The organism is Psychrobacter sp. AOP7-B1-24, assembly GCF_052376215.1.
In the GTDB taxonomy this organism is placed as follows: Bacteria; Pseudomonadota; Gammaproteobacteria; order Pseudomonadales; family Moraxellaceae; genus Psychrobacter.
This window is the reverse complement of sequence record NZ_JBQSVL010000040.1, coordinates 16,952-27,418: the sequence shown is the minus strand read 5'-3', so window position 1 is coordinate 27,418 and position 10,467 is coordinate 16,952. Positions and strand designations below refer to the sequence as shown.

The window sequence follows — 10,467 nt, the reverse complement described above, 5'->3', positions numbered from 1 at the left end:
TAATAATATAAGTATGATGACCTAAGCATTTTGATGTTTAGGTCATTTTCTAATATCTTGTATATAAGCGTGTTTATCACGGCCTATACAATATGAGTGCTGATATTAGTAGATATCATAAATAATAGGCACAAAAAAAGAGAGCAAAGGCTCTCTTTTTTACTACCGTAATTTTATCATCTGAATGATAAAGATTACTGAGCAGCGTCTTCTTCAACTACAACTTCGTCAGAAGCTTCAACAGCAGCAGTATCAGTTTCGCTAGCTACGTCCATGCTAGTAGTTTCTTCGCCGTCTACAGGAACTTCAGCGTCCATTTCGTCAGTAGCAGTTGCTTCTTGAGCTTCAGCGATGTCAGTTTCAGCAGCGTCAACAGCAGCTTCAGCATCAGGAGCCATTTCGCCTTCAGCGGCAGCTTCGTTTAGTTCTTCAGAAGCGTCTTGCACTTCTTCTTGAGCGTCAGATAAATCTTCGGCAGCGTTTTCTGTGCTGCTGTCACAGGCAGTTAGGCCCATAGTTGCAGTCATGATACCAGCTAGAGCAAGTAATTTAAGTTTCATAGTGTTTTCTCCGGAAAAATGAAATGACCAGTAGTAGTAACATAAGTTGAAATTTGAGATTTCTCAGCATCCAACAAGTCTTAGTTACAGCTACTCAGCTTGCACGCATTCTATATGTTTTCTATCTAAATGGAAATAGTCCGTACAATTAAGTAACAATAAAAATATAAGTTTAATTTTACTTCGTATATTTATTATTATCTTTAATATAATAATGTATATTGGTGGAAATAAAATTAAAGATATTAGATTGTTTTTAAACAGTTTTTCTAAAGTTTTGCGTACAGTTAACTTTGCAATAATTTACTGCATTTATCTCCATGAATATAGTAAATAAATGTAACGAGTGCAGCAATATAAGTAAAATATAGAGCTGTTGGCTATCAAACACGCTTTATAGACCTTGAATTATCAAGGTAAGTAATAATACTAGTAGTGATAGTGTATGAATAACTGTTAGGGCGTATTGAACATTAAGTAGCGTATATTGGTGAATACTTGATAGACCCTAGTGCGTATCCTCACTTTAAAAATGCAGATAATATTGAGGTATTAGCAGGCTACTTGACGCAGTTTGGCAAATATTTAGACATTTTTAGCCCATTTAATATTTATTGTTTAGGTTGAGGATACACCATAATATAAACAATATTATATATCGTATGTTTGAGGAATAAAATTATGAAATGGCAAGGTCGACGTGGTAGTTCAAACGTACGTACTAGTAGTAGTGGCGGTAAGGTAGTGGGTGGAAGTATCGGCGGTATTATTATTGCTGGTATCCTATGGTTAGTATTCGGAGTAAATCCGATGACAGCTTTACAAACGGGTCAGGTAGTCGCAGGCGGTAGTAATAATACCTCTACTGAAGCTGCAACCAGTAATGATCGAGATACGCAGTTTGTAAAAGTAGTATTGGCTGATACAGAAGAAGTTTGGCATCAGATATTTAATGAAGCAGGTAGTACTTATAAAGAACCTGCCTTAATTCTTTTTACAGGTCAGGTCAACTCAGCATGTGGTAGTGCTAGCTCTGCAACTGGTCCATTTTATTGTCCAGCGGATCAAACAGTTTACTTGGACACGTCGTTTTTTGTAGAAATGAATCAAAATTTGGGTATCACTGGTGACCAGCAAGGATCTGGTGAGCAAGATAATGCTGGCAAAGCAGGTGACTTTGCACAAGCGTATGTTATTGCACATGAGGTTGGTCATCATGTGCAGACTTTACTAGGTATCAGTCAACAAGTTAGCGAAGCCAGTCGTCAAGTGACGCAGGTAGAAGCCAATAAGCTGTCAGTACTACAGGAGTTGCAGGCAGACTGTTTCGCAGGTGTTTGGGCTCAGCGCAATCAAGAGCGTGTGCAGTTTTTGGAAGCAGGTGATATCGATGAGGCTATTAATGCAGCAAGTCAAATCGGTGATGATCGTTTAGCGAAAGCCAGTGGCGGGGCAGTCGTACCTGATAACTTTACTCATGGTACCAGTCAACAGCGTGTGCAATGGTTTACTCGTGGTTTAGAGAGCGGTAGTGTGCAAGCTTGTGATACGTTTAATGGAACGCTATAGTTATATATTGTAAAAATGCTCACAGCGTTGGCCTCATTGAAATTATGATGCATATACTACCTGATTGACTTGTTCTTTTTTCAATAGACCACGATGTAATTAAGCTATTAATCAATAAGCTCAAATAGAAAAGCCTGCAATTGATTGCAGGCTTTTCTATTTGAGTTGAACATTTATCAAGCTAAGGTTTGGTCTTGATAAGAGTGATTATCTTGCTTGATCTAGAATATAAGCACCAGCACCACCTATTGCAGCACCACCAAGTGCACCACGAGCAATATCTTCGCTATCGCCACCACTTCTAACAACAGCACCGGCTGCAGCGCCAACAGCAGCGCCTTTAGCTGTGTTGCTTAAGCCACTGTTATAGCCATTGGTTGCACAACCGCCCATGATAAGAGCAGAGCTAGTAAGGGCTGTCATTGCAATAGTTTTAGCAAGTTTCATAGTATCACCTGTTAGGTTATCAAAATAAAGAAATAAAAATATCATTAATATATATAGCAGATTTTATTCATAGTAACCCATCTAATAATATACAGGCGTAGTAAAAGCGCTAATCTTTGCAAATATCCTGTAAAGGATGTTTCTCCACTGTGTCTTTGACTTCTGTTCTTTCAAAAGCTATTCAGAGAGGCGCCTATTTATAAAATTGCAATAAAAAAGACCATGCTAAAGTGGTCTTTTTTATTTATATCAAGTGTCTAACAAACATGCAAAAGCAATATGTAGCTCATATTAGTTCTGTGATTTACGTTTCATTTGCTCAAAGAACTCGTCATTGGTTTTCGCTTCTTTTAAGCGGTCTAACAAGAACTCAGTTGCTTGTACGCCATCCATCGGCTGTAGCAACTTACGTAAAATCCAAACTTTACGCAATTTATCTTCATCAAGCAGACGCTCTTCACGACGTGTGCCAGATTTTTTGATATTAATAGCAGGGAAGACGCGTTTTTCAGCCAAGTCACGTTCAAGCGTAATTTCTTGGTTGCCTGTTCCTTTGAACTCTTCAAAGATAACGCTGTCCATTTTGCTACCCGTATCGATAAGAGCACTGGCAATAATGGTCAAGCTACCACCTTCCTCGACATTACGTGCAGCACCAAAGAAGCGTTTTGGACGTTCTAATGCATTGGCATCCAAACCACCTGTCAATACTTTTCCAGATGAAGGAATGACTGTGTTATAGGCACGGGCCAGACGAGTGATAGAGTCAAGTAAGATAACCACATCTTGTTTGTGCTCGACCAAACGCTTGGCTTTTTCGATGACCATTTCAGCCACCTGTACGTGACGTTGTGGTGGCTCATCAAACGTAGAGGCCACGACTTCGCCGCGTACCGTACGTACCATCTCGGTAACTTCCTCTGGACGCTCATCAATTAATAGTACGATGAGATAACACTCAGGGTTGTTACGAGTAATCGACTGCGCGATGGTTTGTAGCAGCATCGTTTTACCGGCTTTTGGTGGTGCAACGATAATAGAGCGCTGACCTTTACCAATGGGTGCGATAAGGTCAATGATACGACCAGTCAAATCTTCGGTCGTGCCATTACCAATCTCAAGCTTGAGCTGTTCAGTTGGAAATAGTGGTGTTAAATTCTCAAAGATAAGCTTATGACGTGAGCGATCTGGGGTATCAAAGTTGATTTCACCAACTTTTAATAGCGCAAAATAACGCTCGGAATCTTTTGGTGGTCGAATGGTACCGGCAATACTATCACCAGTTTTCAGACTAAAGCGGCGAATTTGGCTAGGACTGACATAGATATCATCAGGGCCGGCTAAATATGAGCCTTCTGACGAACGCAAAAATCCAAAACCATCCGGTAGAACCTCAAGTACGCCGTCACCATAAATGGCTTCACCGTTACGTGCATGGGTTTTTAAGATAGCAAAGATAATGTCTTGTTTACGGCTACGTGCCATATTATCAAGACCCATTTCTTTAGCAATAGCCAGTAGCTCAGAGATTGATTTTTTCTTTAATTCAGTAAGATTCATAGATAGGTCATTAGCAATTGATCAGATGAGAGATGCCATTAGCAGCACAAGTCACGACATTGATTAAAACAACGACAGTATGGCGATAGAGGGTGTGCACACAGAGTTAGGGTTTATGTAGTTTAGGTATAGCATGTTAGCTTATGTACGCGTTGCAATAATAGAATGCACGGTAATAAGAAATAAAGATAAAGAAGACTACATAAGAGTCTGCGTCAAAAACTCAATATCAGTAATTGTGTTTAGTCATTCCGTTTAGTAATGGTGTTTATAACGACGATTGTGTTTTTGTTGATAAACACGAGGAGAATAGCGATAAGACACATCGGAAAACAATTAGTTTTCTGTTGTCAGCAGACTATACGGTCTTCACAATGCCATTGTCAATAACATTTGCCAAAAAAGTCATATTATTGAGTTTTTTGCATAAAAAATAAGCAAAAAACCATTATCTAAGTTAGATAATGGCACTTTAGTCTACATTATAACTTTGCTAAAACCTTCGAATAAGGCGGGCTTATTTGAAGATTTTTTCTTTACAGATGTTTGTCTAGTACTTTGGCCAGTTCGGCTTTTGGCTGTAGTCCCATGACAGAGTCAACTTTTTCGCCATCTTTAAAGACAAATAGCGTTGGAATATTGCGAATACCAAAACGACTAGCTGCTTGTGGGTTGTTGTCTACGTCTACTTTAACGATTTTAACTTTACCTTGGTAGTCAGTCGCCAGCTCTTCTAAAATAGGAGCAATAGCTTTACAAGGACCACACCATGGTGCCCAAAAGTCTACCAATACAGGTACGTCTGATTGTAGAACGTCTTGATCAAAATCTGTATCGGTAGTATGTATAATAAGGTCTGACATAATTTTTTCTCTCTTGTTTTATAATTTCTATCACCACTCATCAACATATATATCGGTTTAATAATAAATCGGTTGGTGGTCAAAGAATTGTTTAGAAGGGGTGAAAATGTGCCATTATATTAACATGTTTGCCCTAATTTGACAGATACAGGCTGGTTAAATTGTTTAACAACTAGTATTAGCACAATAAATCGACATATAGTGATATAGGTTATGAGTTGTCAATCAGCTGCTGCAATCACTCTTACTTTTGGGTCAATATTAGTTGTTTTATGAAATATAATATGACCACCGTTTTACTTCCAAGCCCCTAATATAAGTAGTCTATTTTTATGCCTTTTACTGATGAAGAAGTTGATGCCCTTAATGCCCAAGAAAAAGCGTATCCACTTGAGTTTTTCCAATCATTTGCACAACAAGTCACTGTCTATGAAGATGACGATATTTGGGTCGTTGATAAGCCTGCGGGTTTACTAAGCGTCGATGGTAAAACGCTGAAGGTGAGTTTGCTAGCAAGACTTGAGCGTGCTAACCCTGCGGTTAAGTTGATTCATCGCCTTGATATGGACACTTCAGGCTTGCTGATTTTTGCAAAAAACGCCGCTGCACAAACCCATATTAGTAAACAGTTTATAGAACGTCTACCGCAAAAAAAATACCAAGCACGTGTCTTTGGACAGTGGGAGAGTGTGGGCGCCACTGGTAAAATATCAGTACCAGTACGCTACGAGCCAGAGACGAAACCACGCCATATCGTTGATCATGATTGGCCAAAGCATGCGTTGACTTTGTATGATGTGGTGGCTCATGAAGAATGCAATGGTCAAATGGTCACGCGAGTGATGTTAAAACCAGTCACTGGTCGCAGTCATCAATTGCGTGTCCATATGGTTCATGTCGGCCATGTAATGATTGGCGATCCTATCTACGCTGAGGGTGCTGCGCTAGAGATAGCACCAAGGCTGAACCTGCACGCACAGCACCTACGCCTAAAGCATCCAGTACTGGGTGCATGGATGGATTGGGAGAGCCCCAGTCCATTTTGAGCTCTCTGATTTTGCTTAAATTGAGCGTTTTTCAATGAAGTCCGTGACTTGTGTGCTTAATATTTGCCATAACTCTTCTTGTGCACTTTTGCTGCCCCAAGCATTGTGCGGACTAAATATCACTCGTGGGTGATTGGCAAGGGTTAACAAAGGATCGTCGGCTGCGATAGGCTCTTGTTCAAACACATCGCTGGCATAACCTTTTATTTGCTTGTTGTTCACCGCATCGGTGAGCGCCTGGCTATCGACGACACCACCGCGCGCGACGTTGACGATGAGGGGTTGCTTAGCCATTTTTGCTAAAGTATCTGCATTAATGAGATGCTGCGTTTGCGGGTTTAGTGGACAATGTAAGCTGATCACATCAGCACGTGCTAATACGTTGTCAAACGCTGTGTAATCATCATTACGTGGCTCACGTCCTTGATGCTCTGCCCACAATACCGTCATACCAAATGCACGTGCAATTTCGGTAACGCGTTTACCGATGGTACCAAGTCCGATAATACCCAGTGTCTTATCTTCTAAATCTATCAGTGGGATATCCAATAGGCAAAAATCCCCTTTTGCTTGCCACGTACCGTCAGAGACTTTTTGATGGTAATGAATACCTGCGCGCATGCCGTTTAGCATCAACATAAAAGTATGCTCAGGTACGCTTTTGACGGCATAGCCTGCGACATTATAGAGAGTGACATCGTGTGTGTTGCAAGCCTCTTGATCAACATTGTTCATGCCAGTGGCGGTGAGCTGAATAAGCTTAAGATTGGGCAGTTTGCTTATCACCGCAGCATTGACCTGTACTTTATTAGTGATAATAATATCAGCGTCTTTACAGCGTTCTATGATAATCGCATCATCTTGTGGCGTTTCATCATACGTGATGTAGTCGCTTATACCTGTTGGAGCGAGTAACTCAACGCCATCAGAAAAAGTGCCTTTATCTAAAAAAACCGCTTGCATGGTTGCTCCTTGTTAAATGATCGTTTTAAGCTCGATGGCTATTTTTAAAAGGTTGATTTAAATTTTTATTGATTATCAACTTAATGTATCACGTTGTGGGATTGTTTTTCATAGTGAGTCGTGATTTTATGATTTTGCATTTCTCCGTTATGCTTGTCTCTGTGATGCCTAGTATTGACAAAATCCTGCATGAATCTGCTCTTGAAAAGTTAACTTAACGCACTCATCTACCCGCTAACGTTATATAATGGTGAAGTCAAACTGTTGGCTTGGTTTTTGTTAAGACACTTAATACGACATTTAGCTTATGTTTCTTTAGTTTTTTGCTGCTTGGCCAATTCTCGTTGCTAGCGTTTTTCACTATTACTATTTCTTTAATTTCTTACTATCTGGGTACAAAAGACATCGCCTTATGACTATCTCTATCGCTTCATTGCACAGTACTGAATTCGCCGTTGGTCAACGTTATTTATCTGATACGGAGTCTGAGCTTGGCTTGGGTGTGGTTATCGATGTTGACGACCGATGTGTGCATATTTTATTCCCGCAAAGCGAAGAGATGCGCGTCTATGCCAAAAATTCTGCACCATTATCACGTGTGGTGTTCAAAGTCGGTGATAGTATCTATGACCAAGATGGCAAAAGTTATACGGTGAATGCTGTCGATGAAGTAATGGGTGTGCTCAAGTACGGTGTCGATGAACACGAACGCGGTATCATGGAGACTCGTCTAGCAGCCAATATTACTTTGGCGAAGCCACTTGAGCGTCTACTGGCTGGTCGAATTGAGCGCGGTGATTGGTATGAGCTGCGTCAAGATATTTTGCGTATGCAATCAGCGCTGGCAGGTCATCCGCTTAAAGGCCTGATGGGTGCACGTGTCGATATTATCGAGCATCAGCTATATATTGCGCATGAGGTTGGTAAACGTATCGCACCGCGAGTGTTGCTTGCTGACGAAGTTGGCCTTGGTAAAACCATTGAAGCAGGTATGATTATTCATCAGCAGTTACTGACAGGTAAGGCTGAGCGTGTATTAATTCTTGTGCCAGACAGTCTACAGTACCAATGGATGGTTGAGCTGCGCCGTCGCTTTAATCTAAACTTTTCTTTATTTGATTTGGTACGTACTTCGGCAATTAAAGAGCATGACCCAGAACAAAATGTTTTTGGTACTGAACAATGTATCATTGCTGGTATGGATCTATTACTCGACCATCCTGACTTGTATGATCAAGCGATGGATGCAGGGTTTGATTTATTGGTTGTCGATGAGGCGCATCACTTGCATTGGGACGAGGCGCAAGGTGGTAATGATAAATATGACTTAGTTGCAGATTTTGCTGAAGAAACGGCAGGGGTTATGTTATTGACAGCCACACCTGAACAGCTTGGCGCACAGAGCCATTTTGCTCGTCTGCGTCTCTTGGATCCAGATCGTTTCGATGATTTAGATGAGTTTATCGATGGTCAAGATGCCTTTGCTGAAACGGCAGCAGTCGCTAGTGTATTAATAGACGATAAGCCATTGAGTGAAGGGCAAATCGCTGCTTTGAGTGGTTTGCTTACTATCGATATTGATGAATTAGCAGCGATCAATGATGATGAAAAACTACGTAACTATGCGCTCAATGAATTATTAGATCGCCATGGTACAGGTCGTATCCTGTTCCGTAATACTCGTGATAGTGTCAAAGGGTTTTATGGTCGTAGCAGCCAGCCTTATCCACTACCACTACCTGAAGCATGGAAAGACAGCTACCAAACTCAAGGTAAGTTGCGTGAGCAGCTATGGGGCGAAGAAAATCAACCGGATGGTGGCTGGTTAGAAGACGATCCACGCGTTTCTTGGTTGGTCGAGATTCTACGAGGTGAGTTAAAGCATCAAAAAGTGTTGTTAATCGCTCGTAGCGGTGCAACGGTAGAGAGTTTAGAAGCGGTATTGCGTCTGCATGCAGGTATCAAGACGGCTATCTTTACTGAGCAAATGACACTGCTTGAACGTGATCAAGCAGCCGCGTTTTTTGCTGATAGCGAAGGTGCGCAGATTCTATTGTGTTCGGAGATTGGTTCAGAAGGTCGTAACTTCCAGTTTGCCAGTCAGTTGATACTATGGGATCTGCCTGCCAATCCAGACACATTAGAGCAGCGTATCGGTCGTTTAGATCGTATCGGTCAGACGCAGCAAATCATGTTGCATGTTCCTTATGTACAAGGCACAGCGCAGGAGCGTCTGTATAATTGGTACAACGATGCGCTGAATATGTTCAATCAGATATCACCAACCGCTCAAAGCGTACAAGAGCAGTATATCCAAGAGCTAAAGCCAATGCTGGAGGGTGCAAATACTGCTGAAAGTAAGGTAATCTTACAAGACATCATTGCAGAGGCGCAAAAAACACGTTTGGGACTAGAATCCCAGCTGCAAGCAGGTCGTGATCGCCTGCTTGAGTATAATTCATGCCGTCCGCGTGTCGCTGGTCGTATCGCTGATGCCATGCGTGACTTTGATAGTAATAACTTGCTGCCGCACTTTATTGAGCGTTTCTTTGCGTCTGCCAATATAGATCATAGTATTCAGCGTGACGGTTCGTGGGTCATCGCACCTATCGACAGTACTGAGATCAGTGACTATATAGATGGTTTGCCACTTGGTGATGAAGACGGGATGACACTGACCTTTGAGCGAGAGCAAGCGCTCCAACGTGAAGATATTGATTTTATTACTCATGAGCATCCATTGATGCGTGCTATTTATGATTTGGCGAGTACCAGCACCTTTGGTAATACGACAGTTGCTATGCTCAAAAGTGCCGCCGTACCACAAGGCATGGTATTGCTAGAAGTAAATTTTCGCGTAGAAGCCATCGCGCCAAAACTGCTGAATTTACCAGCGACATTGACCACACAAAATATCCGTGTGTTTATTAGTGAGCAGGGCAGTGATTTGTCTGCTCGTATCAGTGCCGATATGATCATGCCGCATATTGAGCGTTTGGACAAAAACCGTGCACGCCAAGTGATTAAAGTACGCAGTGATGTAATTGAGCAGCGCTACTATGAGGCTGAAGATATTGCTCGTCAGCAAATAGCTGAGATTGGTGAGCAAGCCACTGAACGTTTTAGCCAGCAATGGTCACGCGAAATCAAGCGTTTGAAACATCTGCAAACGATCAATCCTAATGTGCGTGATGAAGAGGTTGAGCATTTAGAGCAGCTAAAAGCCCAAGGCGAGCAAGCGCTAAGCAACTTGTCACTAGTGCCAGATTCTATTCGTGTGCTGGTGGCCGTGAAGCCATAAGTTTATAATAAAAATAAAGAGTGAGGTAGCAGCAGCCATTTCGCTCTTTATAGATATCATCGATTTTATTTGACCATTTCGTACCGTTTTGCTTAGACAAAAATATGATACTTGCCAGTCTACGGTCAGCTGCTAGCTAAAATCATTGATATTGGGTA

Annotated in this window: 8 protein-coding genes; 3 read left to right on the top strand and 5 right to left on the bottom strand. The window is 41.5% G+C overall.

Annotation, left to right across the window (positions count from 1 at the left end):
- Positions 1 to 194 precede the first annotated feature (194 nt).
- Positions 195 to 560: a hypothetical protein gene (locus ACT3QP_RS09285; protein WP_444525289.1), complete on the bottom strand. Its 366-nt coding sequence runs from the start codon at positions 558 to 560 to the stop codon at positions 195 to 197.
- A 681-nt stretch (positions 561 to 1,241) separates the two neighbouring features.
- Here ACT3QP_RS09285 and ypfJ point away from each other — a divergent pair.
- The gene (ypfJ, locus tag ACT3QP_RS09280) at positions 1,242 to 2,129 is read left to right on the top strand and encodes a KPN_02809 family neutral zinc metallopeptidase (RefSeq protein WP_444525288.1); all 888 of its coding nucleotides are present in this window, start codon (positions 1,242 to 1,244) and stop codon (positions 2,127 to 2,129) included.
- A gap of 207 nt (positions 2,130 to 2,336) precedes the next feature.
- Here ypfJ and ACT3QP_RS09275 read toward each other — a convergent pair whose 3' ends face one another.
- The 3 genes from ACT3QP_RS09275 to trxA all read right to left on the bottom strand — a co-directional run bounded on the left by ACT3QP_RS09275 (position 2,337) and on the right by trxA (position 4,999).
- Complete coding sequence (locus ACT3QP_RS09275) at positions 2,337 to 2,576, bottom strand: hypothetical protein (protein ID WP_444525287.1); 240 nt, start codon at positions 2,574 to 2,576, stop codon at positions 2,337 to 2,339.
- A gap of 291 nt (positions 2,577 to 2,867) precedes the next feature.
- On the bottom strand, positions 2,868 to 4,136 hold the full coding sequence (gene rho / locus ACT3QP_RS09270; RefSeq protein ID WP_192519625.1) for a transcription termination factor Rho: 1,269 nt from the start codon (positions 4,134 to 4,136) through the stop codon (positions 2,868 to 2,870).
- A gap of 536 nt (positions 4,137 to 4,672) precedes the next feature.
- Positions 4,673 to 4,999: a thioredoxin gene (trxA, locus tag ACT3QP_RS09265; protein ID WP_444525286.1), complete on the bottom strand. Its 327-nt coding sequence runs from the start codon at positions 4,997 to 4,999 to the stop codon at positions 4,673 to 4,675.
- Between the two features lie 332 nt (positions 5,000 to 5,331).
- Here trxA and ACT3QP_RS09260 point away from each other — a divergent pair, with 332 nt between their 5' ends.
- Positions 5,332 to 6,045 carry an RluA family pseudouridine synthase gene (locus ACT3QP_RS09260; RefSeq protein WP_444525285.1) on the top strand — a complete coding sequence of 238 codons (714 nt, stop codon included), beginning with the start codon at positions 5,332 to 5,334 and terminating at the stop codon, positions 6,043 to 6,045.
- A 15-nt stretch (positions 6,046 to 6,060) separates the two neighbouring features.
- On the opposite strand, the gene ACT3QP_RS09255 is transcribed toward ACT3QP_RS09260, so the two are convergent.
- Entirely contained in the window at positions 6,061 to 7,008 is a 948-nt protein-coding gene (locus ACT3QP_RS09255) for a D-2-hydroxyacid dehydrogenase (protein ID WP_444525284.1), read from the bottom strand.
- A 412-nt stretch (positions 7,009 to 7,420) separates the two neighbouring features.
- On the opposite strand from ACT3QP_RS09255, the gene rapA reads away from it, so the two are divergent.
- Complete coding sequence (gene rapA / locus ACT3QP_RS09250; RefSeq protein ID WP_444525283.1) at positions 7,421 to 10,309, top strand: RNA polymerase-associated protein RapA; 2,889 nt, start codon at positions 7,421 to 7,423, stop codon at positions 10,307 to 10,309.
- The last annotated feature ends 158 nt before the right edge of the window (positions 10,310 to 10,467 follow it).

Bases quoted from the DNA above. Each gene is read 5' to 3' on its own strand.
- ACT3QP_RS09285 (WP_444525289.1), bottom strand. From the start codon at position 560: ATGAAACTTAAATTACTTGCTCTAGCTGGTATCATGACTGCAACTATG.
- ypfJ (WP_444525288.1), top strand. From the start codon at position 1,242: ATGAAATGGCAAGGTCGACGTGGTAGTTCAAACGTACGTACTAGTAGT.
- ACT3QP_RS09275 (WP_444525287.1), bottom strand. From the start codon at position 2,576: ATGAAACTTGCTAAAACTATTGCAATGACAGCCCTTACTAGCTCTGCT.
- rho (WP_192519625.1), bottom strand. From the start codon at position 4,136: ATGAATCTTACTGAATTAAAGAAAAAATCAATCTCTGAGCTACTGGCT.
- trxA (WP_444525286.1), bottom strand. From the start codon at position 4,999: ATGTCAGACCTTATTATACATACTACCGATACAGATTTTGATCAAGAC.
- ACT3QP_RS09260 (WP_444525285.1), top strand. From the start codon at position 5,332: ATGCCTTTTACTGATGAAGAAGTTGATGCCCTTAATGCCCAAGAAAAA.
- ACT3QP_RS09255 (WP_444525284.1), bottom strand. From the start codon at position 7,008: ATGCAAGCGGTTTTTTTAGATAAAGGCACTTTTTCTGATGGCGTTGAG.
- rapA (WP_444525283.1), top strand. From the start codon at position 7,421: ATGACTATCTCTATCGCTTCATTGCACAGTACTGAATTCGCCGTTGGT.